At 43.5% G+C, this 25256-nt stretch carries 27 protein-coding genes; 5 read left to right on the top strand and 22 right to left on the bottom strand.

Annotation, left to right across the window (positions count from 1 at the left end; genetic code table 11):
• Positions 1-10 precede the first annotated feature (10 nt).
• Genes OQY15_RS09365 through OQY15_RS09355 form a run of 3 tightly spaced genes read left to right on the top strand, consistent with a single transcriptional unit; the run spans position 11 to position 3207 of the window.
• Positions 11-916 carry an ATP-binding cassette domain-containing protein gene (locus tag OQY15_RS09365; protein ID WP_265790661.1) on the top strand — a complete coding sequence of 302 codons (906 nt, stop codon included), beginning with the start codon at positions 11-13 and terminating at the stop codon, positions 914-916.
• 4 nt (positions 917-920) lie between these two features.
• Positions 921-2252, top strand: coding sequence for an ABC transporter permease (locus tag OQY15_RS09360; protein ID WP_265790659.1), 1332 nt, complete (start codon positions 921-923; stop codon positions 2250-2252).
• 25 nt (positions 2253-2277) lie between these two features.
• Positions 2278-3207: an exopolyphosphatase gene (locus tag OQY15_RS09355; RefSeq protein ID WP_265790657.1), complete on the top strand. Its 930-nt coding sequence runs from the start codon at positions 2278-2280 to the stop codon at positions 3205-3207.
• Here OQY15_RS09355 and OQY15_RS09350 read toward each other — a convergent pair.
• The 22 genes from OQY15_RS09350 to OQY15_RS09245 form a co-directional block, all read right to left on the bottom strand.
• The gene (locus OQY15_RS09350; RefSeq protein ID WP_265790655.1) at positions 3183-3752 is read right to left on the bottom strand and encodes a Maf family nucleotide pyrophosphatase; all 570 of its coding nucleotides are present in this window, start codon (positions 3750-3752) and stop codon (positions 3183-3185) included. The two genes, OQY15_RS09355 and OQY15_RS09350, sit on opposite strands and share 25 nt — an antisense overlap.
• Before the next feature lie 76 nt (positions 3753-3828).
• Positions 3829-4212: a hypothetical protein gene (locus OQY15_RS09345; RefSeq protein WP_265790653.1), complete on the bottom strand. Its 384-nt coding sequence runs from the start codon at positions 4210-4212 to the stop codon at positions 3829-3831.
• Between the two features lie 90 nt (positions 4213-4302).
• A complete protein-coding gene (locus tag OQY15_RS09340) occupies positions 4303-4830 on the bottom strand; it encodes an HAD-IIIA family hydrolase (protein WP_265790651.1) in 528 nt (175 codons plus the stop codon).
• A 24-nt stretch (positions 4831-4854) separates the two neighbouring features.
• Positions 4855-5619, bottom strand: coding sequence for a Rossmann-like and DUF2520 domain-containing protein (locus tag OQY15_RS09335; protein ID WP_265790649.1), 765 nt, complete (start codon positions 5617-5619; stop codon positions 4855-4857).
• The gene (gene ccsA, locus OQY15_RS09330) at positions 5620-8085 is read right to left on the bottom strand and encodes a cytochrome c biogenesis protein CcsA (RefSeq protein ID WP_265790646.1); all 2466 of its coding nucleotides are present in this window, start codon (positions 8083-8085) and stop codon (positions 5620-5622) included.
• Between the two features lie 5 nt (positions 8086-8090).
• Positions 8091-8558, bottom strand: a complete 468-nt coding sequence (locus OQY15_RS09325; RefSeq protein WP_265790644.1) for a cytochrome c maturation protein CcmE — start codon at positions 8556-8558, stop codon at positions 8091-8093.
• Positions 8559-8717: 159 nt separating this feature from the next.
• Entirely contained in the window at positions 8718-9389 is a 672-nt protein-coding gene (msrA, locus tag OQY15_RS09320) for a peptide-methionine (S)-S-oxide reductase MsrA (RefSeq protein ID WP_265790642.1), read from the bottom strand.
• Positions 9390-9485: 96 nt separating this feature from the next.
• Positions 9486-10907, bottom strand: coding sequence for a Glu/Leu/Phe/Val dehydrogenase (locus tag OQY15_RS09315; protein WP_265790640.1), 1422 nt, complete (start codon positions 10905-10907; stop codon positions 9486-9488).
• A 167-nt stretch (positions 10908-11074) separates the two neighbouring features.
• Complete coding sequence (locus tag OQY15_RS09310) at positions 11075-11281, bottom strand: CcmD family protein (protein WP_265790638.1); 207 nt, start codon at positions 11279-11281, stop codon at positions 11075-11077.
• 9 nt (positions 11282-11290) lie between these two features.
• Positions 11291-11944 (bottom strand): cytochrome c biogenesis protein CcsA, encoded by a 654-nt coding sequence (ccsA, locus tag OQY15_RS09305; RefSeq protein ID WP_265790636.1) that lies wholly within the window; start codon positions 11942-11944, stop codon positions 11291-11293.
• A gap of 115 nt (positions 11945-12059) precedes the next feature.
• Positions 12060-12719 (bottom strand): heme exporter protein CcmB, encoded by a 660-nt coding sequence (locus tag OQY15_RS09300; protein WP_265790634.1) that lies wholly within the window; start codon positions 12717-12719, stop codon positions 12060-12062.
• Positions 12720-12778: 59 nt separating this feature from the next.
• On the bottom strand, positions 12779-13186 hold the full coding sequence (locus tag OQY15_RS09295; RefSeq protein ID WP_265790632.1) for a hypothetical protein: 408 nt from the start codon (positions 13184-13186) through the stop codon (positions 12779-12781).
• A gap of 37 nt (positions 13187-13223) precedes the next feature.
• Positions 13224-14063: a hypothetical protein gene (locus OQY15_RS09290; RefSeq protein WP_265790630.1), complete on the bottom strand. Its 840-nt coding sequence runs from the start codon at positions 14061-14063 to the stop codon at positions 13224-13226.
• Position 14064: 1 nt separating this feature from the next.
• Entirely contained in the window at positions 14065-16605 is a 2541-nt protein-coding gene (locus OQY15_RS09285; protein ID WP_265790628.1) for a TonB-dependent receptor, read from the bottom strand.
• Positions 16606-16610: 5 nt separating this feature from the next.
• Positions 16611-17606, bottom strand: a complete 996-nt coding sequence (locus tag OQY15_RS09280; protein ID WP_265790626.1) for a FecR domain-containing protein — start codon at positions 17604-17606, stop codon at positions 16611-16613.
• 11 nt (positions 17607-17617) lie between these two features.
• Positions 17618-18208, bottom strand: a complete 591-nt coding sequence (locus OQY15_RS09275; protein WP_265790625.1) for an RNA polymerase sigma-70 factor — start codon at positions 18206-18208, stop codon at positions 17618-17620.
• 6 nt (positions 18209-18214) lie between these two features.
• Positions 18215-18637: a hypothetical protein gene (locus tag OQY15_RS09270; protein WP_265790623.1), complete on the bottom strand. Its 423-nt coding sequence runs from the start codon at positions 18635-18637 to the stop codon at positions 18215-18217.
• Positions 18638-18735: 98 nt separating this feature from the next.
• Positions 18736-19764: a glycosyl transferase gene (locus OQY15_RS09265; RefSeq protein ID WP_265790621.1), complete on the bottom strand. Its 1029-nt coding sequence runs from the start codon at positions 19762-19764 to the stop codon at positions 18736-18738.
• A complete protein-coding gene (locus OQY15_RS09260; RefSeq protein WP_265790619.1) occupies positions 19757-20557 on the bottom strand; it encodes a TIGR04325 family methyltransferase in 801 nt (266 codons plus the stop codon). Before OQY15_RS09260 ends, OQY15_RS09265 begins: the two co-directional genes overlap by 8 nt.
• Before the next feature lie 176 nt (positions 20558-20733).
• Positions 20734-21069 (bottom strand): gliding motility protein GldC, encoded by a 336-nt coding sequence (gene gldC / locus OQY15_RS09255; protein ID WP_265790616.1) that lies wholly within the window; start codon positions 21067-21069, stop codon positions 20734-20736.
• 57 nt (positions 21070-21126) lie between these two features.
• The gene (locus OQY15_RS09250; protein ID WP_265790614.1) at positions 21127-21396 is read right to left on the bottom strand and encodes a hypothetical protein; all 270 of its coding nucleotides are present in this window, start codon (positions 21394-21396) and stop codon (positions 21127-21129) included.
• 2 nt (positions 21397-21398) lie between these two features.
• Positions 21399-22736: a DEAD/DEAH box helicase gene (locus OQY15_RS09245; protein ID WP_265790612.1), complete on the bottom strand. Its 1338-nt coding sequence runs from the start codon at positions 22734-22736 to the stop codon at positions 21399-21401.
• Positions 22737-22795: 59 nt separating this feature from the next.
• On the opposite strand from OQY15_RS09245, the gene OQY15_RS09240 reads away from it, so the two are divergent.
• Both OQY15_RS09240 and OQY15_RS09235 read left to right on the top strand, forming a co-directional pair.
• Entirely contained in the window at positions 22796-24130 is a 1335-nt protein-coding gene (locus OQY15_RS09240) for a dihydroorotase (protein WP_265790610.1), read from the top strand.
• Positions 24131-25255, top strand: a complete 1125-nt coding sequence (locus tag OQY15_RS09235; protein WP_265790608.1) for a DUF3810 domain-containing protein — start codon at positions 24131-24133, stop codon at positions 25253-25255.
• The last annotated feature ends 1 nt before the right edge of the window (position 25256 follow it).

Here is a 25256-nt window from a genome sequence, read left to right as displayed (position 1 = left end):
ACTATTTTCTATGTTAAGTGTAAACAATATTGTGAAGCAATATGCCGGGCACCGTGCACTCGATGATGTAAGTCTGACGGTGGAAAAAGGCAAAATATTTGGGCTGCTTGGCCCAAACGGTGCCGGAAAAACATCACTGATCAGAATTATTACGCAAATCACTGCACCCGATAGCGGCGAGGTAATTTTCAACGGTCAGCGTCTCAATTCAAACCACATTGCGCAGATTGGATACCTGCCCGAAGAACGTGGACTATACAAAAAGATGGAAATCGGCGAGCAGGTTCTTTATCTCGCAAGGCTGAAGGGGCTTACTACCGCCGAAGCCACGAAACGGGTGCGATACTGGTTTGAGAAACTGGAAATGGGCAGCTGGTGGAACAAAAAAGTGGAAGACCTGAGTAAGGGTATGCAACAGAAAGTCCAGTTTGTAGCCACCATCCTGCATCAGCCGGAACTGATCATTCTCGATGAGCCTTTCTCAGGGTTCGATCCCGTGAACGCAGAGATTATCAAAAATGAGATTCTCGAATTAAATAAACAAGGGGCCACCTTTATCTTTTCTACGCACAGAATGGAGTCTGTGGAGGAACTGTGTGACAACATCGCGCTGATCCACCGCTCTAAAAAGATCCTAGATGGGTCTGTAGAAGAGATCAGAAATAATTATAGAAACCAGACCTACTGGCTGGAATACGACGGGGCATTTGACACTGACATCCCTTCAGACATCTTCGAAATCCATCAGCAGGATCACAAAGAGGGTAAGACTAAACTGAAAGTACAGTTAAGAGAAGGAAAGTCTGCCAATGATATGCTGGCCGTCCTGCTACCTCTGGTGAATATCCAGCGTCTCGATGAGGTGATCCCTACGATGAACGACATTTTTATTGAAAAGGTAAAAACCCAAAATTAACGCCATGAACAAGATTTTACTCATTATACAACGTGAATACCTTTCGAGGGTAAAGAAAAAATCATTTATCGTGATGACCCTGCTCACCCCGGTGATCATCGCCGGATTCTATGGAATTACCATCTATTTCTCCATCCAGGGAATCAAGGGTACATCCAACAAGATCGCGGTAGTGAACGAAAATAAAACCTTAACGGAGAAACTGGTCTCTACAAGAAATGCAACATATACCTATGTGAACCAGTCGCTTCCGCAAATGAAAGCCAATCTGGCAACTGAAGGCTATGATTACGTGTTGTATTTACCCGAATTTAACCTGGATGCTCCTGCCGGCATACAGCTGCTGGGAACCAAACAGGCGGGACTTACCCTCAACAGCAAGGTGTCTGACGATATTGAAAATGTCATCCGCAATCAAAAACTTAAAGAGAGTGGCCTGGCACAGAAGGATCTGGATAATCTGAAATCATCCGTGGATATCGACATGAAAAAGATCGGTGAAACAGGTAAAGAAGAAGATTCCAGTGCGGGTGCCAGCACGGTGATCGCCTATGTCGCGGGAGTGCTGATGTTCATGTTTATCTTACTGTATGGTATACAGGTGATGCGTGGCGTGATCGAAGAAAAAACCAACCGTATCATTGAGGTAATGATTTCGTCAGTGAAACCATTTCAGCTGATGATGGGAAAGATCATCGGTATTGCCCTCGTTGGTCTTACACAGTTTATTCTCTGGATTGTCCTCACAGGTGCCATTTCTACAGCAGTAGTAAAAATCTACGCGAATAAAAGTACTGCCACCAAAACTGAAGTGGCCACGGCAATGAAAAATCAGAGCGACAGCAAGATGCTGAAAGACGCTACAGAAAAAAGTCCGATCGGGAGTATACAAAAGAGCCTTGCTAACCTGAATGTCACTAAGATCATTACCCTGTTCCTGTTCTTTTTTATCGGCGGCTACCTATTCTACAGTGCGTTGTATGCAGCTATAGGCTCTGCCGTAGACAGCGAAACGGAAACACAGCAGTTTATGTTTCCGGTGATGATGCCTCTGCTCCTCGGATATACATTGTCGCTGAGTGTCATTACGAATGATCCCTATGGCAACATGGCCTTCTGGCTATCGATGATCCCATTCACCTCTCCTATTGCGATGATGGTTAGGCTGCCATATGGAGTGCCCGACTGGCAGCTGGCTTTATCAATGGCCTTGCTGATACTCGGTTTTATTGGCACCGTATGGGTTGCATCCAGAATATACAGGGTAGGTATACTCATGTATGGCAAGAAAACCAGTCTGAAAGAAATGATCAAATGGTTTACTTACAAGAATTGATATCTTAGTACTCAAACATTCCTCCATGAAAGCAGCAGTTATAGATTTGGGTACAAATACCTTTCATTTGATCATAGCAGAGCTTACGCCTGCGGGCGTTGATGTCATCTATAAGACCAATGTTCCTGTAAGACTGGGCGAAGGCCGAATCAACGATAATGTGATCATCCCTGAAGCTTTTGAAAGAGGAATAAAAACATTAAGTGACTTCAGAAAAGAAATAGATCAGCAGGGCGTGGCAATTGTAAAAGCGATTGCCACCTCTGCTGTTCGCAGTGCAGGCAACGGTCAGGATTTTGTGAAAGCGGCGGCTGAAAGAGCGGGAATAAGTATTGAAGTGATCAGCGGTGAGGATGAAGCTGCATATATCTTTAATGGGGTAAAAGCCACAGGCCTTATTAAGGAACGCTCTCTGGTGATGGATATCGGGGGCGGCAGCACAGAATTTATTATCTGTGATGCAGATGGTCAGTTATGGAAGAAGAGCTACAACATCGGTGCTGCCCGTTTGATGCAGGCATATTTTCATTCAGACCCTATTAGCAGCGAAGATCAGTCGGCCATCATACAGCGCCTGGAACAAGAACTGCCAGACCTGAGGGCAGCATGTGCCAAACACCAGCCTAAAATGCTGATTGGTTCTGCCGGGGCTTTTGAGACTTTTGCAGCAATGCTGCTGCCCGATACGGACATCAAAACAATCAGTTCAGCACCGCTGGATATCGCAGCCTACAAAGTACTGGCAGAAAAACTGCTCCATTCTACCCATGCTGAGCGGGAACTGATGCCAGATCTGATCAGCCTGCGCGTGGATATGATCGTCATTGCTGCACTGATTACCAGTTACGTGATCGAGGTGCTGCAACTGTCAGAGATGAGCCTGTCCACCTATGACCTGAAGATGGGTGTGCTTCATCATATTCTGGAAGATCAGAAATTTGACAGCGCTGAATAAAGTTTTTCTGTGGGAAGCCCCATGACGTTAGTATAAGAACCCGTTATTTTTTCTACAGCGATAAATCCCAGCCAATCCTGAATTCCATAGGAGCCAGCTTTATCAAAAGGATTATAATTGTTGATGTAGTGATCTATTTCTTCGGGAGTGATTTCTCTGAACCACACTTCGGTCATGTCATAGAAAGTCTGGAGCCGGGTCTTGTGTACGAGGCTAACTCCAGTATACACCTGATGAACTGTACCAGACAATCTGCCTAACATTCTCCGGGCACTATCGGCATTAGCGGGTTTACCCATGATCTCGCCATCATAGGCAACAATGGTATCTGCAGTGATGACAAGGCTCTCCTGCCCTTCATCAGAGAAAGCAAGTGCTTTCTTTTCTGCGATATAGCAGGCGATCTCTGCAGGGGAAAGATACTCAGGGTAACTTTCTTCCACGTCTTTAAATAGTACATTAAATTTAAGCCCCATGGCTTGCAGGAGTTCTTGTCTGCGCGGAGACTTTGAGGCCAGAATGAGAGGAACAGTTTGCTTGTACATGATGAGTTGAATATGCGCTAAAATAATAAAAGCGGCCCAGAGCCGCTTCTATTTTTAAATATTAGTTTCTAAGGAATTAATTGTTTCCTCTTCCGCCCATTCTTTTCCCCATATTAGCTTTTCTTTCTTCCAGATAAGCAGCATAGGTTTTTTTCTGATCATCAGTTAATACACCTTTGATCTTTTCGTTATTGTCCTGCATCAGTTTCATCATTTTTTCGCGGGATGCCTTTCTGTCCTCACCAGCCTCTTCACGTGCTTTGGCTGCCTGCGTATTCTGATCTAAAAGAATTGCTTTTACCTTTGTCTGCTGATCAGCTGTGAGTGCTAATTTTTCGGTGAGCTGAGTGGTAGCTTTTGTTGCCCGTTCTTCCGGAGTACCCATCATTCTGCCACCTTGTGCATGTGCAAATGTTACCATACTGAATAACATACCGCAAATAATCATTAACTTTTTCATATTGTGTCTTTTTAAGTATAGGCCTGTCTAAGCAGGTTTTGTACACAATAGAGTAAGAAAAGGGAGGAAGGTTTAAAGATTAATAAAAAATTATTTGCTGGCATCAGCAGCCGATGGGTTGGCATCAAACCACCTGCCCTGAACTTTGAGTACTTTCTCTATCACATCCCGCGCAGCAGTTTTACCACCGTTGAAGGGAGAGATATAATGGCATATCGCCTTGATATCAGAAGAGGCATCTGCAGGACATGTGGGTATCCCCACCAGTTTCATGACGTTCAGGTCGGGGATATCATCACCCATATACAACACCTCTGCGGGATGGAGATTGTACTGAGCAAGAAAGGCATTAAAAACTTCTACTTTATCCCCAACACCAAGGTATACATCCGGTATGCCCAGTCCGGCAAAACGCCTGGCCATAGCCTGTCCACTACCTCCTGAGATAATGCAGACATGGTATCCCTTTTTCACAGCGAGCTGTAAGGCATAACCGTCTTTGATGTTGAAAGTACGCAGCAACTCCCCCGATTCCGATGCCAGCACATCTCCGGTAGTCAGTACGCCATCTACATCGAACACAAACGTGGTAATTTCCTTTAGTTTTTGCAGCAGCATTGGATAAATATATTGATAATTCTTCTAGAGATGCGTTTTTTTAATGCTGTCACTCAGTGTTTCATAGAGCTGCTGCAATTCCGGAGAGCCATTTAGCAGTTCCAGGTGTCTCTTCATTGTTTCCCGGTCATCTCTGACGGCAGGGCCAGTCTGTACATCTACTGGTTTCGCGAACTGTATTTTCTGGGCAGTCTCTGTGATAAGCGGCTTCAGCAGGTCGAAACTCAGCTGATGCTGCTCCATCAGCTGACTGCTGAGATGATAGAGGTGATTGGTAAAGTTACAGGCAAATACTGCAGCAAGGTGCAGGATCTTCCGTTGTTCAGTACTCACTGTGGCAACCTGCTGACTCAGCAAATGTGCGATGGCAGAGATTTTCTCCAGTGTTTCGGGACGGTCGGCCTCGATACAAAAAGGAACATTCGTCAGGTTTACGGATTTAGTTTTAGAAAAGGTTTGCAGTGGATAAAGTACTCCATAGCCTGTTCCAGCCCCAAACAGTGCTGCCATTGGCGTGGCACCCGAGGTATGTACTACAATTCCTTTCACATCTTTAAGATGTGAAACTACGGCTGATATGGCATCATCCTTTACGGCAATGATATACAGATCCGCAGACAGATCAAGCTCATTCCAGTTCAGGATGGGCTTCGCTTTAGTGAGTGCAGCAAGGATTTCTGCATTTCTGCTATCCTGGCTCCATACCTGCAGGATCCCGGCACCCATCGCTTTGAAGGCGATAGCCAGATGTGTTGCCACATTTCCCGAGCCTATGCAGACAATCTTCATTTAAGCCCTTATTTCTTTTTGTCTTCTCACGATAGAGATCAGGAAGCCAATTACCATCACAATCAAACCAACCCAGTAAAGATTGATAAATGGAAATTCGATCGACTTGAACACCACCCAGTCTTTTGCCTGCTGAGGCTTTTCAAATACCTGCAGCTCAACTTTTTTCTGTTCAGGGAGGATTTTGGTAAAGCGTACCCTTAAACCGAGGTCAGGAATGTTACGGGCAAAATCAAAAGTGTTATTACCCTTCACCAAAAAGATGGGCTCTGTTTTGTAGATTTTGCCATTGAGGTCTATTTCCAGGGGAAGTCCGACAGCAAGGTCGCCTTCTGCCAGGGCCAGACTTTTTGCAGTAGGTTTAAAGTTCAGGCTTTTCACAGTAATGATACCACTGCTGGTATGCAGCGTATCTCCTTCACTTACATTTACAACTCTAGGTTTTTTGTAGTTGGTTTCATCGCTCTCTGCATCCATTTCACCATGTGATTCCTTTTTATCAGGGGCACTGGTGATATGTGTATACACATCATAGGTGAGATAATGTTTGGTATCAGGAGAGGCAATCAGTCCCATTTTCTCATTGATCTGTATCCTTGGGTTCAGGTTGAAATCCTCCTTGAGTTTATTCGTTTCCTCATCATACACCTTGAAATTCAAGTTATAGTATGTATTCGGAGCAATCGTAGTATCACTCGTATACGTGACAGTAAAACGGCCCATTTTTTTTGGCTCATTTTTATACAGTACAATATTTTCACCCGGCTTATCTGCCTTCTCGAAATCTTTTACAGGAATAAAGTTAGAGGTATTGATCGAAATAGGTTTATTCGTGGCTGCCGCCACCAGTGCTCCTACAAGTAACAAGGCAAAACCGATATGGGCTACCGCAGCTCCAACAAGCTTGCCTTTGCCCGACAAGCCTTGCGACAGTATCCTTGCATTGGATAATATTGCAAACACGCAACTGAAAGACAAGAGTATGTAGATCAGGTTATTATATACATTGGTGACATATACAAATGCAGCGGTAACTACGATAGAAATAATGATTGTTGCGATCAGGCTGCTATAGAATTTACGTAAATCTGTACGTTTATATTTTAAGAATTGGGAGAAACCTGAAATTAAAGTCACCAGGATGGCGAATGGCGCCTGCCACTGGTTGTAGTACTTTACGGCATCGATTGGCGGTGCGAAATTGGTACCGAATGCTTTGTTAAATACGGGTACTGAAGTGGAGAAAATCACCTGAATACAGGCCACTGTAACCACCAGGGCACCGATGAACATCCAGAACTCTCTGGAATAGGTTTCTTCATCTTTATTGGTGATTGGTAATTCTTTCCATCTGCTGACAATGAGTACCACAGGGATGATCAGGAAGACAATATTGAAGAAAACCAGTTGACCAAACATACCCAAATCTGTAAAGGCATGTACGGAAGTCTCTCCAAGAATACCGCTCCTGGTTAAGAACGAAGCATATAAAACCAAAATAAAGCTGATCAGTACTAAAGCAATGGAAGTAAAAAAGGCATGCCCCGTATTTTTAAAGGCGATCATGACGTGCAGCGCACCAATTAGGGTCAGCCATGGAATCAGGGAGGCATTTTCTACCGGGTCCCAGGCCCAGAAGCCACCGAAGTTCAATGCTTCATAGGCCCAGAAGGAGCCCATGATAATTCCTGTACCCAATACCATTACAGCAAAAAGCACCCATGGCATCGCAGGTTTTACCCATTCCTTATATCTTTTGGTCCATAGTGCAGCAATCACATATGCAAAGGGAACAATCATACTTGCAAAACCAAGGAATAATGTTGGCGGGTGGATCACCATCCAGTAATTCTGCAGCAATGGATTCAATCCACGGCCATCAGTAATAAATTTAAGGTAGTTTTTGTAATTCTCGGCATCTGCAAAAACAACTGGCGCCATATCCTTCAGGTTCACTGCATCTCGTAACAAAATGAAGGGCGAGCTTCCTATACGGTAATGGAAGATCTCTATACCCAGCAACATTGAAGTAAGGAATACCTGTGAAAACGCAATGACTGTCATTACCGGGTTCTCCCATGACTTTGCTTTCCAGATCAGGATTGCCCCCAATAGTGACTGCCAGAAAGCCCATAGCCAGAAACTACCCTCCTGGCCTTCCCAGAAGGCGGAGACGATATAATAGACCGGAAGCGCTTTTGAAGAATGTGAATACACATAGTAGTATTCGTTAAAATGACTGAGGATCAGGTAAAACAAGGTTCCTCCAATGGCGATAATACTGATAAAGTTTAGCAGAAAGCCAATCCGCCCGAGCCGTTGCCAGGAGCGGTCTGCAAGATCTTTATTGCTTGTAGCGAAGAAATACGAAATAGTAGATAGTAGTGAAGCTGCAAATGCTAAAACAATAAAAAACTGCCCAACTTTACCGGGAAGGAGTGATTCTCCTGTGAATTGTATGTCCATTAAAATTATTTGTATTTTATCTCCTGTGGGCCATCCTGCTTAGACTGGGGTACAGGCATCACCTTTCCATCCTGAATAACTTTTCCGTCTTTGTTAATTTCAACCAGGTCGTTGTTATATTTTGAAGGGCATTTCATCAAAATCTTTGAGGCATAAAAAGTATCGTTATTCATCTTGCCCACCAGCACCAGCTTCTCCGAACGCTCAAAATCCTGTGGTTTTGTACCACTGTAGATCACTTTTTTCACATCACCTTTTTCATCTTTCATATAAAAAGAAAAATGGTTCGGATCTTTAAAAGCATCATAAAAAGTACCTTTATCTTTAGCCCAATGTCCCATTACGTGAAATTCTCTCGAATCTTTAGCCGCTTCATTGAAAGAAGAGTAGTTGCTGGTATCGGCATTTAAGCTAACCAGAAAACAAACGCAGATCGCAATCGTAATTAAGCCAATAATTGCACTTTTTTTCATTAGTTGATGTTGTTTAAAAAATAACACACAAAGATAAAAAATATAAGTTCGTAATGCCTTTTAGTCTTTACCTAATAGTTTAGATGACAATACATTGATAGTAGGCTGACATAAAGATTACAGAAATCAAACCACTCACTGTGGCGCTGGTATATTTTACTACTGTTTAAGGTATTCATTTTTAATCCATTGTGGAAATTCTTCCCGCACATGCATCACTTTAGGCTTGCAAATTCGGCGTACATATGGCTCCCAGGGGTTTCGTTTGTAATAGTCCTGATGTGAGCTTTCTGCCGGATAAAATACCTTGAATGGTTCCATTTCGGTTACAAAAGTGCCCTTGTAACGCTTTTGACGTTCCAGCTCTGAGATCACCTTAGTGATCATTTTGAGTTCCTGAGGATTTCTGTAGAAAGCCACAGAACGGTACTCCGGCCCTACATCCGGTCCCTGCCTGTTGAGCTCTGTGGGATTATGTGCGATAAAAAATGCCTTTAATAGTTGTTCATAGGAGATCACTGCAGGATTGTAGTACACCTGTACTGCTTCGGCATGCCCTGTTTGCTGTCCGGAAACTTCATCATAAGTAGGATTTTCAGTAATGCCGCCAGCATATCCGCTGATTGCGGTATTTACGCCTTTGAGCTGGATCATACTTTCCTGTACCGACCAGAAGCAGCCGCCAGCAAAAGTGGCCACAGCTTCATCAGCCGCAGGCTTTGGAAGAACGGCAAATCCATTCTCAGTAGCGATGTTCTGTCTTGTAGTAGTTGTTCCGGTGCAGGCACTCAGGATGAGGAGGGCCGACCATAAAAAGATGCTCACTTTCATACACCAATATACGCAATGACGCATCGGCAGATGTTAACGCAAGTGTCATATTAGCGGAGCAGGGAGATACTCAACCTGCTCCGTTAACAGATCATATTAAGGCCAGATGCCCAAATTCATATAGGAAACTGCAATTTTGTCGATCGAGCCAACAAATGCCGCTGTTCTCAAAGTTTGTATACCCGGCTTAGTCACCAGAGTTTCCCTTATCTCGTGATAAGAGTGGATCATCGTATCTTCCAGACCTGAGTTTACCAGCTCCAGCTCAGATGCTCCTTTAACGATCATCAGCCTGTGTTCTGCAGGGATACTCTGTCCGGTTAAACTTTCAAGCGTATTGATCAGGTTTGCGTTGGAGTTTTCTGCATAGCGTTTTTCCATACGGCCAAAAGCTACGTGAGAAAGGTTTTTCAACCATTCGAAGTAAGATACTGTAACACCACCGGCATTGCAATACATATCCGGGATGATGATCCCTCCCATTTCAGTAAAGATCTCTTCCGCTTCAGGAGTACATGGGCCGTTAGCACCCTCAGCAATAATCCTGGCTTTGATGTTTCTAATGTTATGTACAGTAATCTGGTTTTCCAGAGCTGCCGGAACGAGAATGTCGCATGGCTGCTCCAGTCCTTCCATAGAATTTTTAAATTCTTTTGCGCCAGGGAAACCGAGGATAGAACCTGTCAGCTTACGGTGAGCGAAAACCTCATCAACATTCAGACCATTTTCATTGTAGATAGCCCCTTCATATTCACAAAGGCCCACAATAGTTGCCCCAAATTCAGTCAGGAATTTCGCAGAGTGGTAACCTACATTACCCAGTCCCTGTACGATTACTCTTTTATCGCCCAGGCCAGCTTTCATACCCAGTTTCTGCATATCCTCGCTTACACGAACACATTCTCTGACCGCATAAGCTACACCTCTTCCGGTGGCTTCTTTACGCCCGCGGATACCATGCAGCGCTATAGGTTTACCTGTTACACAACCCAGTGCGTCAAGCTGTCCGGGATTCATCGTCATGTATGTATCTGCAATCCAGCTCATTTCGCGTTCCCCTGAACCATAGTCAGGAGCGGGCACATCGATACCAGGGCCGATAAAATTCTTTTTGATTAATTCTGTAGTATAACGGCGGGTGATGTTTTCAAGTTCTCCCGTAGTATAATTTTTCGGAGTGATCTTTATTCCTCCCTTGGCACCGCCAAAAGGAACATTTACAATTGCACATTTGTAGGTCATCAAGGCAGCAAGTGCCATTACCTCATCTTCGTTGACCATCTCACTGTAACGAATACCACCTTTTGTAGGACTCATGTGGTGTGAATGTTCGACGCGCCATGCATCAATGACCTCGAATCCGTTTCCTCTGCGAATCGGGAACTGGAAGCGGTACACACTGTTACATGCTTTGATTTGGGAGAGCAGGCCTTCCGGGTGACCGGTGAATTGTGCTGCGTTGTCAAAATTTTTACAGACGTCTGTAAAGAAGTTTGTCTCATTTGCTGAAGTAGCCATTATATTTGGTTTTTTTATTTAGTAGTGTTAGTTAGCATTCTTTAAGGCTGCAAAATTGCATTAAAATATTTCATTAATACAAATTAATAATTGCTTAGTGTATGTGAAACACATGTCACAACACTTAGCAAAAACTGCCCCAAAATGACCAAAAAGTCAATTTTATCTTAGGATTTTTTTTCCAGTTTTTTTAATCTGCGCTCGATAGAGAAGAGAAAAGCGAGCAGGCCAATGAGAATAATGGCCACACAGGTTACCACAACATAGATTTTCTCAGAGCCTGCAAGCGTGTCTGCGATAGCAGAACCTTCGCCCTGAGCAAATAATTGCAGGGTAAGCATTAACATCAGGAGGGTAGTTGTAAATTTCTTCATGTAGTTTTTCTATTTATTTTTTTCTAAAGCAGACACTCTGAACAGGATGGTGTAGATCCAGTATCCTATCAATATCCAGCCGAGGCAAGCCGGATAAAATACCATTCTCATACGGCTATCCAGATCATAGGCGTTGAAACCTGGATTTCCACCATTTCCCGGATGCAGGGAGTCTGACAAGCGCGGCAGTACAAAAAGCAGTACCACCATCATTGGAAAAGCGAAAATATTATAAATGGCAGAGATTTTTGCCCTTTTCTGTTCTTCATCAATTGCATTCCTGAGAATCAGGTAAGCGAAATACAACAACATGGCGATAGCAGCGAAGTTTTGCTTTACGTCAAAACTCCAGGCCTGTCCCCAGGTAAAACGTGCCCACACCGCACCGGTTACCAAACCAAGGATACCGAAAATGATGCCTGCATTTACACTTTGCACTGCTTTACTATCGTTGATCTGGTTATTGCTGCTCAGGTATTTGATGCTCTGAACTACGGATATGGTAAATAGCACAATCATGGCAAACCACATGGGCACGTGGAAATACAAATTTCTAATGCTTTGATGCAATATAGGCAATGGAGGTACCGAAGCCAGGAAACCGGCTATAGTAGAATACATAACCAGAACAGCGCCTAAAATTTTCCACCAAGATTTATACATTCATTTCAGATTTAGAATTTCTGCAAATGATACTGATGAATGTGACAGATCAGCAAAAATTTGCGAGTGCAAAGTTAATAAAGCTTTATATATATCAGTTAATTATTATAAATCCTTAATCACGCCACAAATATGGGAACAGCAACAGAGAAAACGCGGCCACCAATACATTGATGATCAACAAGGTAGCGATCTCATCCAGACTTACACTCCTATCCAGTCCGTCTACCGCATTTTTAGTCAGTTTGATCAGCATGACAATCACCGGTATAATTACCGGGAAACTTAGAATCGCCATCAGCATCCCGCCGTTCCCGGCCTTGGAGGCAATCGCCGATATCATGGTGAAGATCGTGGAAAAGCTGAGGCTGCCCAGTACTGTAGCCAGCAGATACAAGCCCATATCTTCGGGAACATAATCGAACACCAGCGTATAAAAAGCGAGTGCGATAAGTGTGACCAGCAACATCAGAAAAACATTGTAGATAGTCTTGGAGATGATCAGCGCCAGTGGGCTTGCGACGGTGTAGATATAAAGTTGGCGTCCTTTGCTCTCCTGCAGAAAGCTCTTGGATACCGTATTGATCGATGCAAACAACATAATAATCCAGAACAAAGCATTCCAGGTTACCCCTCTCAGGGAAACAAAGGACAGAAAACACACAAAAATTGTGGAGACTACATAGAGTACTACTCCATTCAGCGCATATTTAGACCGCCATTCCAGCAGTAATTCCTTACCTATTAAAAATTGAACTTCCCTGATCAGCTGCATTTATGCACAAAGATAATTTTATGTTACGTCTTTTTATGCAGATGCACAGATTTGGAAGATCAATTATTAATTTTATTGTTCTCTGATGATAAATTGTCGCGACTGATAATCAAGGGCACCGCACCTGCGACAATAACCAGCCATCCCCATCGAAATTTGACCATACCCGCAGCAATGTTGATCAGCTTTTTGAAATGAAAAAAGCTAAAAACGTCGTGCGACTTAAACCATACAGCTGCAATAGTAAGTACCACCCATACCAGTGCTATCCATCCGGAAAAGTGCATCAGTGCTGTATTATTGCGCCAGGACGCAAATAAGCCAAGCAGCACAATTACATAAAATACGATTCCCAGGACTGGGTCAATCTGAAAATAATTCCAGTTCCCGAGAAAGGTAACCCGAACCAGCGGACACATCGCTCCCACTGCCATGACTACCGCACCAGTAATACCCAAAGCTTTCATAATTGCTGAATTAAAATACGGAGGCAAAAATAAGATTTTATCTCAGTTCCCTGGCCCGGTATCGTCTGACATCGACATCACTGACAGAAAAGTAGCCCTGGGCATTGCCTGATATGTTGCCAGTAACGTTAACCGGTACACTGGAGAACAAGCCATTCCAGTCTGTTTCCAGGAATACCGCATACAAATACTTAGCATAGCCCTCAGAAATGGAAATCTTACTGATCGTCACAAAATCCTCGGCTCCGAGACTGAATGTTCTCCTAAGGTTGGTAAGCGGATACAATGAATTTGGAGAGCCCAGATAATGTGTGTAGCTGAAATACTGGGCCTGCGTAAAACGGGATGGTGCCCAGATTGGGATATCACCATAACTGATCCACCACTTATTGGGATTGAGATAACCGAATGTATGTTTAGGAATAATGCCGTTATACATACCTTCAGGGGTTTTGCTGACAGACAGGGGAAGATAATCATCGACGATATTCACCACCTGACGCAGGGTATCCACTGCAGTATAGGTCTGGTTATTATACTGAACTGTTAGCTTATAAGCGAAGTTGTAGTTCGGATTGTTCCTGTTCACTGCCGTATATACCCCCGGAACTGTCCCCTCCCTGAAGACCAGATCTGTCCTGCCATCATTTACTGTTACTACAGCCTTACGTATAGGCTGAGGGAGAGAATCCGGATGTAAAGAGGGTTTACTCAATCTGATATACTGTGTCTGGAAATAGGTATTTATTCCTCCTTCCACTGTCAGGTCATATTGTTTACGGGGTGCAGCAAACGCAATATCATCATGACTCTTCTTGCATGCTCCAAAAAAGAACTGCAGCAGCACAAACATGACTATGTAATAACCCGCTTTCATATCAGATCTTAAAACTATAGGCAATCCATGGATAAATCCCAAAAGCATATTCCAGCGAACTGCTTTGCGGCTGACTCGAATCAGTACTCAAATGATAATATAAAGGATTTTTACGGTTGTATAAATTGTAAACACCTGCGGAAATCATACTATTAAACATACGCTTTTTTGATATCCTGGAGCTCAGCTGGTATTGTCCGGAAATATCGAGTCTGCTAAAATTAGGAAACCTGAATGTATTTCGCCCCTCAAATATAGGCACATTAATGCCATCATGCTGATAGTACCCTACAGGAAGGGTAAGTGGTCTGCCGGTAGAATAGGTGAAGAACGACTGCACAGACAGTTTTTTTGTGATATTGTAGGCAGCTGTTACTTTGAGTTCATGAGGAATATCATAGTTGGCCGCAAACCGCTGTCCTTCATTGATACCCGCAATTGTACGAAACACCCTGGCGTAGGTATAGGCTACTGTAGCATTCAACTTAGTACCGGTCCTTTTCAATTCCAGTTCCAGCCCCGAAGCAGTAGAGTTACCCGTTTCCAACTGGCTCCTGATGTCAGGATTCTGGATAATCTGGGCATGTCCTGCGAGATCAAGCTGGTGGTACAGTTTTTTGAGGTAGCCACTTGCGGAGAGGGAGTAGCCATCCTGCACGTACCAGTATCCGCCGGAAAAATAATCAATATGTTGTGGCCGTATCGTACGCGATGCCGGAATCCAGGGTTCGAGTGAAGAAAATGCCAGCGTACTGTTCTGTATCAACTGTAAATACTGATAGCTTCTATTGTAGGTGATGGAAAAGCGTTGTTTGGGCGCGAGCAGGTAGCTGATATTCAGCCGCGGCTCAGGATTGAAATATGTTTGTTTATCCTCCTGTTGTACACGGTTTCCGCTCGGGTCAAAGATATCAAGCCGCTCTTCCGCATTTTTAAACAGCCCTAAACGCAAGCCGTAGTTAAACTCCCAGTGCCGTCCAACTGAAATCTGCTGATTATAATATAATGCAGATTCCAGAGATCTGTCCTTGGCGATATTCAGTTCATCATTGATAGAGTTATTGGTTTCACCCGGGATAAAGCGGTGATATACGCTGATCAGGCCAAATTTGATCAGATTGTCGGGGGTATTATAATATGTGTAATCTGCTTTCAGCGTAAGATCTTTAACCCCGGTTCTCCACTGGCTTTTTGTAGACAGCGTATCGGCATTCAGATCGAGCAGGTTGCTGTAATTGCTGTAGATTGCAGACAGGTTCATGAATAGTCTTGAGTTGAACAGGTGATTCCATCGCAAGGTAGAGGTAATATTACCCCAGTTATTGGCAAAGGAATTATCCGACAACAGATGGTCCTGCCCTCCGTAAACCGAATAGAAAAGATTATTCTTCGTATCAAGCTTATAGTTCACTTTGGCATTGATGTCGTAATACACCGAGCTTGGGTTAAACAACTTGAATTTACTATGGAAAACATCAAGTAAACTTCTTCTGAAAGCAACAATGAAAGAGCTTTTGTCTTTTACAATGGGACCTTCCGCCGCCAGTCTGGCCGACATCAGATTGACACCCCCGCTCACATGAAATTCCTTATTGTTTCCTTCTGCCATGCGGTTTTCAATGACAGAAGAAAGCCTGCCTCCAAAATTTGTAGGCATAAAATCTTTGTACACCTGCACACTGTTGATCGCATCAGGGTTGAAAACCGACACCAATCCATATAAATGTGAAGGATTGTAAATCACCGCTTCATCCAGTAAGATCAGGTTCTGGTCTGAATTACCACCCCTAATAAAAAGTCCGGAACTACCTTCAGATATGGCCTTGATCCCGTTTTGCATCTGCAGCGCCTTCAGGGCATCAGGCTCACCCGCATAGTAAGGAATATGGCGTAGCTGCCGCGGAGTATAACTCTGTTCGTTCAACATTAATGGATCCGGTGTAACGGGTTGCCTGATTTGCACTTCAGCAAGATTATTCGCCTCAACAGAAAGCTCTACCTCCAGCTGGTAATCCGCTGTCAGTTTTAGGGGTATCTTTTTAGTTTGGTAACCGAGGTTGGATACCGACAGCTCGTACACTCCCTCAGAAATGTTCAAAGCATAAAAGCCATATTGATTGGTGAGTACTCCTGATTTCAGTTCAGGTATAAAGACCGTGGCGCCGATAAGCACCTCACCATTGGCACGGTCGACCACGTGTCCGTGAACGGTACGTTTTGAAAGTTTAACTTCCGTGATGACAATATCGTTGCCCACCAGGGCAAAGCTGAGTGGTGTACCATTGAGGAGCGCCAGCATTACATCCCGTAAAGGTGTTCTGACCACCGTAATTTCTTTGATCTGGTATTTTCTTAAAAGGTCGGGATTGAAGGAGAAACTGGTGCCGGCCTTTTGCTGCAGCTTCAGCAATGCGCTGATCAGTGAATCAGGTTTTAGGTGGATAGTCACCGGCTTGTCGAGTCGCCCTGATTGCTGCGCATACAATTTACCTGTGTACTGCAAAGCCACAAATAAAAGCAAAGCGATAAGCCATTTAGACATACAACTTAATTATCAGATAAGATAAACCCTCCTTTTGAAACGGTTAACCTGCACTGTAGGGTTGCGGCAATGACGTTAAGCGCACTGTCCGGAGTTTGGTAATACAGATGTGCCGTCAGCTTTTTCTTTTTCAATTCATTACCATTTACAGCAATCTGTGTACGGTAAACTTTACTCAGCTGACTGGTCACTTCTTTTAATGGCGTTTCAACAAATACAAATTTCTTATCTGCCCAGGCCTTGTAATTTACATCCTGATTTTGTTCTTTGATCAGTTTTTTTGTTGACAAAGAATATCGGCCGGTAAGCCCCATCCCAAGCAATACCGACTCCGCGGTAGATGCCCGTTCCAGTGCTACTTTTCCTTCTTCAACAGTAACGGTGATATCCCGGTCATTCTTAATGATATTAAAACTTGTACCAATATCCCTGGCCTGAACCTCTCCGAGATCAACAACAAAGGGGTACTTCTGGTCATGTTTTACTTTTACAAAAACTTCACCCTTCAGCAGCTTCACTTTGCGGTCAGTATTAAAATCGGTGCTGATATACCTGATAGATGCTCCTCCGTTTAATGCGAGCTGCGTTCCGTCAGGCAGGAAAACATTCTTTACCGCAGCATTTTTACCATTCTCGACTATAGTATATCTTGCATTATTTACAAAATAATAACCAATAGAGAGAATCAGCATCACCGAGGCAGCAATCTTTAACCAGCTACCCAGCTCCCTGTTTCTCCTTACACTCATTCTGCCGGTTTGTGTTGCTGCCAGTTTCTGATCCAGCACTTCCCAGGATTCCTGAGGAGTGTAAGCCTGATTTTGATACAAGAGATCGATGTTCTGCTGAATGCTGACAAACTCCTGGTAGGTAGCTTCATTTTCCGGGCTTGCTGCACGCCAGCTTTGAAGCAGATGCTTTTTTTCCGGACTGATCAATTCATCCAGCTCATCGATGATCAGAGAGTAAATAAATTCTTCATTGGTCTCAAATTCTTCCATTTCTATTGTCTTTAGTAGCCGAGATATTTTAACAAAATAAATGCGGCTATCCATAATTGCTGTGGCTGGTTCCCCAGGTATTCACGTATTTTCTGAAAGCCGTAAGTCAGATGGTTTTTAACTGTCTTCACAGATATCTGCATCTGATCGGCGATTTCCTGTTGTTTCAATTTACCAAAGCGACTGAGATACATTACTTCCCGGCATTTAGGCGGTAATATTTCTATAGCATTTTCTAAGCTCAGCAGCAGCGCTTCCTGCTGATCTTCCTGATCCTTATCCTGAGGATCTTTGCTGCTCACTTTCATGTAAACATCCTGCTTCTCCCGTTGTGTCTTTTCTTTTTTTATATAATTCAGCGAGGTATTGACCACTGATTTATACAGATAACTTTTGATGGAGTGCTGAATAATCAGCTGCTCAGCCTTTTTCCAGATCATCAAAAACACATCGTGAACAATTTCCTCTGCTGCAGGCGCATTGCGTACATATCTGAACGCAAGGGCAAACAACTGACTGTAATGTTCCTTGTACAAACTTTCAAAAACATCCTTATCCTGGTTCCTTATCGCGCTGACGATATCCTGCTCCCTACTGCTCATTATCGCTTATTTTTGCTTCAGCGTAAGGCTTCCCGATATCTCAGGAGCAGCAGATATATTTGTACACATTGCAACGAACCACAATCCCTTCAGCAGGTTACGTTCCTGCAGCGGAGTTAAGTTCAGGGAACCTGTCAGCGGTTGTTTCAGGGGAACCTGGTTGTCATTTTTGTAGACTTCCCTGATCAGTTCACCAGCTGATCCCTTCAACCCACTTCTAAGTGTAATTAACGCCGGGCTGATGTTTTCATACTCAATCGCATAAGCAAAAACTTTACTTTGCTCATCATACGTCCCTTTCAAAACTGCTACACCCTCTGATGTAGTGTTGGTACCTTTTTTATCAATCCTGGCTGTGATGACATAGGCCCTTACCGGAGGTTCTATCTTTGCCTCCTCTGCCAGTTTTTCCTTCTCACATGCTGTCATGCTCAAACAAGTAAAAACTGCGAGCATGAAAACATAAAATCTAAAATTTTTAAACCCCATTTATCTCTAAAACAATGGGCTAAAATACTAAATAGAGATTAGAAGATGTTAAACATTTTTACACTTACAAAGCCAAATTCCATTCCACGCTGACGATAGAAATTTTTGTAATAACCACGCAAGAAAAATAAAACAGAACGACCAACAACAGCCGTTATCCAGCTGATATCTCCTTTTAGTTCATGTGTAGCTGTTTCTTTGTTCACTTTATATATTTGCGCCTTCGCCAGACTAAGTGCCTTTGCATAAGGTTTATAAATGTACCTAACAGAATTACGATCTAATTTGTATTGCAGATTTGACAAACAATAAGTCTTTTCATCAATATAAGAGAAATCATGAAAATGATAGAATATGAGATCAAATTTGTTACCGGAAACCAGTTCTACACCATGTGTATGTTTAGCCCTGCTGCTGAAGTCATACTGCTGAACATTCCATGGGGCTACACCTCCACCGAGATGCTCCAGAACATGTACACAGTCGAAACGGGTAAGCCAGTCGTCAAGGTATTTCTGGTCGCCAAATTTATTGTCTTCAAATCTGTTAAAGCACCAGTCGATACAGGCATCCACCCACCAGTTCAGCACTTCCATTCCCTTGATATCGTTCTTAAAAGTCACAAACTGCACACAGTAAACACCACTGGTCTGCGTCTGATCATAGCCAGCCGTATACCTGTGTTCGGTGATCAGGACCGACTTTGTACCCATTTCATTAATCAGTACTGAAGGATCACTGAAAAATAACAGGTCGGCATCAACATAAGTACAATGATCGAGGCGGAATTCTTCAATACAATACTTGATAGTTGAAGAAGCACAGGTCCAGCAGTATTCACCCGCCGTACGCTCCTCCTTTATTGCCAGCAGCCTGGGATTTTCAAATGCGTACAGACTGACGATGGTAGCATGTTCCAGCTCCATTTTTGCCAGCAGTTCGTAACTGTTGTTGTCAAATGCAAAGATGTACAAATGAAAATCTTTGCATTGCTGCAAAAGCGAATTATACATTGCTAATCCGCGTGAAAGATAGGTAGTGTTAAAAAGTGTGCAGAAATTAAGCATGGAGAGATCTATTAATCAGATAAAAGCCTTTGTTGAAGCCCGCAGGCTTGTTATCAATAAACATCACTGTTTCTCCTTCGACATATGAAGGAAGCTCAGAGACGATCTTGTAGTTTAATTTAAAATGATTCAGAAATTTGTCTATGGCAAAGAACCATGAGGGGTAAGAAGCCTCATAAATTTCCGGAGGTACAGTCTGTAAGGTTAAACGGTCAGCTGCCTGGTCATGGAAGGGCGTACGGTCGAACACTACAAAATCAAAATTGTAGGCAGCCATTTTTTCCAGCATCAGATGTGGTTCTTCCAGATATTGTATAGATCCAGAGATTAGGATGAGGTCAATTTTTTTGTCCTGCAGACATGCATCTATGCTGTGGTAGAACTTCAGACGATCGTCTTCGAAGTTCTGCTTACCACAATTTACGTAATGTTCCTGTTCAACAATATTCCAGCTGGCACAGCAGTCAGCACCGATAAAATCTTTCACCTGGTAATAAGTGCTGCCTAAAGATCCGCCGAAATCCAGGATATGGAGCGGGCGTTTTGACAATGCGGCGCTGCGCAACAGGCATGATATTAAAGGAAAAGGGTATTCTATTTTGTCGAAAATAACGGAGTCACGCTCATACACAGCAGTTCCGTTTTTTACCTGTAGCAGGGCATCCTTGGTTTTCCGGAGAATATTGCCGGAATCGTAGCCACCAGCCAGGATCGCAGCATCCTTCCAAGAAGCATAATTCCCGAACCAGCCATACTGGGCTTCTTTACGTTTTGAAGAAAATAGTTTAAACATCTGACCTAATAGAATTTCGGTTTTTCATGTGCATGACAAACGTTTATTCAAAAGGTCCTAGAAGATTTCAAAGTAATCTAACTCCCTGAGTGTTTAAAAACACAAATATGTGGGCATAAAAAAACAGGTCCTGTATGGGCCTGTTTTTATTGTAAGTATTGGTATTTACAGGATTCTTATTTTCCCGGATCAATACCCATTTTATCTGCAAAATGTGCACAGTAATCACGTAAATCTTCAATGATTAGTTTTTCACCAGTAGCTTTCAGGAAGCTATCGCCCATAGTCTGCAGCGTTTCATAGAAAAATCTCTTCATCTCATCCACGGGCATATCTTTTGTCCACAGATCGATACGCATCGAGTTTTTATAGTTATGGTCCCACAGGGCAAGCATCATCGACTTCACAGGTACTTTTTCCTGTGTTTCTGCGTCAGTAGATTCCCAGGTTAAATTCTCAGGGACATTGTTATCATCTAATTCAACCGTAATTTTAATTTCTGCTGTCTTCATTATTTTTTATTCAGGAGCTTACAAGCCCGGTTTGTTTACGCGTTTTTTTTAAGGTTATTAAGCAAAGGTGATTTTTAAGATCACCATTAAAACAAGGGTAAATACAATGAATGCACACTCTACAATCCATAAGTTTCGGAGCAAAGGTATAAACTTCCGGAAGATCAAGTCTGAAATGAAAGCAATAATTGCGGCCAGAAAGCACAGTCCGGTAAGCAGGCCATTCATTCCTTTCTGAACCGGATTATGCTGGTCGGGACTAAATAGCATGACCAATGCCAGCACCAGAGCAGCCGAAGTAATGATGTTTAATGGCGTTAATTTCAAGCTCAGGTCTTTTTAAATTTCTTTTTCTTCCAGGCCGGAGTTTTATTCATCTTTTTCTTTGCAGCGGCAGCAGCAGATGCAGCGATGGCCGCAGCATGTTTTTTCTCATGGAAGGCTCCTTTGAAATCAGGATCTTCTTTCCGCTTCTGCGTATCAATCTCCCTGGCGATATACTGACGTTCTTCATAAGGAGTTTCTTCAATAAAGACTTCTGCAGGCATAGGGGCTACAGGTATACTCTGACGCATCAGTTTTTCAATCTTTCTGATATAGTATTTCTCTGCTTCGGTACAGAATGTCAACGCATCACCCTTGGCATAAGCCCTGCCTGTACGGCCGATACGATGCACATAATCTTCAATAATAATCGGCACATCAAAGTTGATCACATGGCTTACTTCAGCTACGTCAATACCTCTGGATGCTACATCAGTTGCTACAAGCACACGCAGATTGCCTTCCTTAAAGGCTGCTATAGAATTGATCCTTGTGTTCTGCCCTTTGTTGGCATGAATCACACGAACTGCTTCCGGACCAAACCTCCGTTCGATAAAGCTGAATATGTTATCTGCAACAGTTTTTGTCTTGCAGAAGATCATCAGTCGTTTAAATTCCACATCGTTTTTCAGCAAATGCTGTAACAGGTTGATCTTGGTCTTGAAATTTGGGACTTCATACAGCACCTGCGTAACCGTTTGCGCCGGTGTGGCCTGCTCCCCTGCTTCGATAATGGTAGGATTCTTCAGAAAATCACCCGCGATTTTATGTACCAGCTCGCTCATGGTTGCCGAGAACAGCAAGTTCTGTCTTCTGCGGGGCACTACTTCCAATATGCGGTGGATAGAGCCAATGAAGCCCATGTCCATCATCTTATCGGCCTCATCGAGTACCAGGAACTTCAGGTATTGGGTGTTGATATGTCCTGCGAGATAAATATCCAGGAAACGTCCCGGCGTGGCGATGATGATATCTACCCCAGCCTTGATCTGTTCAATCTGAGTCTTGGGACCAATGCCACCAAAGACAACAACGGATCTCAGATCAGTATATTTGGAGAACACCTTTGCATGCTCGGCAATCTGCATCGCCAGCTCACGTGTAGGTGCCAGGATCAGCGCACGTGCGGCATCACCCTGTGCATATTTAAGCTTCATTAATATTGGCAGCAGGTAAGCTGCGGTTTTACCGGTACCCGTTTCAGCGATACCAAAGATATCCTGCCCGGATAAGACCGGCGCAATTGCTTTTTCCTGTATAGGGGTGGCAACTGTAAAGCCTGCATCAGCAACAGCATTTAAAATTTGCCTGTTCAGGTTAAATTCCTCGAATGTTTTCGACATTTTACAAATATACGTTAATCTAAATTAGCTATCTAGTTTTTAGTTTATAGCTTTGGGATATGAACAGTATCCTTATCAAAGGCGCAACACTGGTTAACGAGGGAAAAACCTTCGTTGCAGATGTCTATATCAAAGACGGACTCATTGATGAGATCAGTCCGCAGATCGGCAGAAAAGCTGATCAGGAAATCAATGCAGAAGGACTTCACCTGCTCCCGGGTATGATTGACGACCAGGTACACTTCCGGGAGCCCGGCTTAACGCACAAAGCAGATATTTTCTCTGAAAGTATGGCCGCTGTGGCCGGCGGTATCACTTCTTTTATGGAAATGCCCAATACCGTTCCCAATACTTTAACCCAGGAACTGCTGGCCGATAAATATGCGATAGCCTCGGAGATGTCTCTCGCCAACTACTCCTTCTTTATGGGGGCCTCCAATAATAACATTGAGGAAGTGCTGAAGACTGACCCCGCCAATGTCTGCGGCATCAAAGTCTTTATGGGTTCTTCTACAGGAAACATGCTGGTAGACAATGAGCAGGTGCTGGAAAATATTTTTAGTCAGGCCCATATACTTGTAGCTACGCACTGCGAGGACGAGCTGACCATACGCCGTAACATGGCTGCTTTCCAGGAGCGCTACGGCGAAAACGTCACGATTGATATGCACCCCCTGATCCGTTCTGCAGAGGCTTGTTACATTTCTTCATCTCTGGCGGTATCACTGGCAAAAAAATACAATACACGTCTGCATATCCTCCATATTTCTACCGCAAGAGAGGTTGGGATATTTGATAATGTAACTCCATTAAAAGATAAGAGAATCACTGCTGAAGCCTGTGTGCACCACCTCTGGTTTGACGATCGCGATTACGCAGAAAAAGGCAACCTGATCAAATGGAACCCGGCGGTAAAAACTGAGGCTGACAAAGATGCGATTTTAAAAGGCGTGCTGGACGGACATATCGATATCATAGCGACAGACCATGCTCCCCATACTATCGAAGAAAAGGCTCAGCCGTATTTACAGGCACCTTCTGGTGGACCACTTGTGCAACATGCTTTATCGGCACTGCTGGAAATGTACCACCAGGGAAAAATCACGCTGGAGCAGATTGTGGAGAAGACCGCCCACAACGTGGCTACCTGTTTCCAGATCGACAGGAGAGGATTTATCAGGGAAGGTTACTGGGCAGATCTGGTGCTGGTAGCATTGAATGATCCCGTTAAAGTGACAAAGGCTAACATTTTATACAAATGTGGCTGGTCGCCTTTTGAAGGGCAAACCTTCCAGGCTGATATCACCCATACTTTTATTTCGGGTAATCTGGCCTATTATAAAGGTAAATTTATGACCAATCAAACTGGTAAAAGATTAGCCTTTAACAGATAGATGCAGCCCGCAATCCGAATTCAATTGCGGCGACTGGCCATTATCTTCGGCATTGCTCTACTGATCTTCCTGTTCGGACTCAGCAGCAATGCCGTAGAAAAGATCTATTCTGATGGCCTGTACCAATGGACTTCGGTCGCGCAGCGTTTCATATCTGCAATTGTCCCTTTTGCACTGGGAGACTTCCTATACGCGGCACTGATCATTTTCTGCTTGTGGTCTGTCTACAAAGTGATCAAAAAAGCCGTACGGAAAGAGCTGACATCGGCAGACCGCTTGGTTATCCCTCTACAGTTGATCTCCTTTCTGCTCATCTTGTATATCGTATTTAAACTACTCTGGGGATTGAACTATTCAAGACCTTCGATCTCTGAGCGACTGGGTATCAGTGATCAAAAATACAGCACAAAAGAATTGGTGATGCTGGGTGGATTTCTTGTTGACAAGGTAAACCTGCTCGATCAGGAACGTAAAAGCCATAAACGCATATATGATATCAATGACCTGAGGGATCACTCAAAAGCCGGATATGACCTGATGGCAAAAGAAAATTCTTTTTTCTCTTATCGGGCACCAGCAGTGAAACCGGTAATGTTTAGCTGGCTGATCAGCAAAATCGGAATTGAAGGCTACTACTGCCCACTTTCCGGCGAAGCCAATGTCAATATGCGGCTGCCATATATGGAGCTGCCATTTGTCACCAGTCACGAAATATCCCACACCCTTGGAATCGCCCGTGAGGATGAAGCTAACCTGATCGGCTATCTCGTCAGCATCAACAACACTGATGTCAATTTCCGTTATTCTGGCTATTACAATATTCTCAGAAGTGTTTTATTTGAGATCAGGCTCAAATCTCCTGAAGATTTTTCAAGACTGCTGAAGGAAATCAATGCCAACACGCTGGCTGATTTTAAAGAAGAACATGAATTCTGGAGAAAATATAATGGCGATATGTCTGCCTACATGGGCACGGCGCTGGACAAATTTCTGAAGATTAACAACCAGAAAAAGGGAACTGATAGTTATCAGGATATTGTGCTTTGGGTATTTAACCTGCACAAAAAGGAGATGACTGAAACTGCGGCAACGACTCAAAAAACATTACAACTCCAAAACAAATAAA

The sequence above is a fragment of the Pedobacter sp. MC2016-15 genome (assembly GCF_026239695.1).
Taxonomy (GTDB): Bacteria; Bacteroidota; Bacteroidia; order Sphingobacteriales; family Sphingobacteriaceae; genus Pedobacter.
This window is presented reverse-complemented; position numbering and strand designations above follow the sequence as displayed.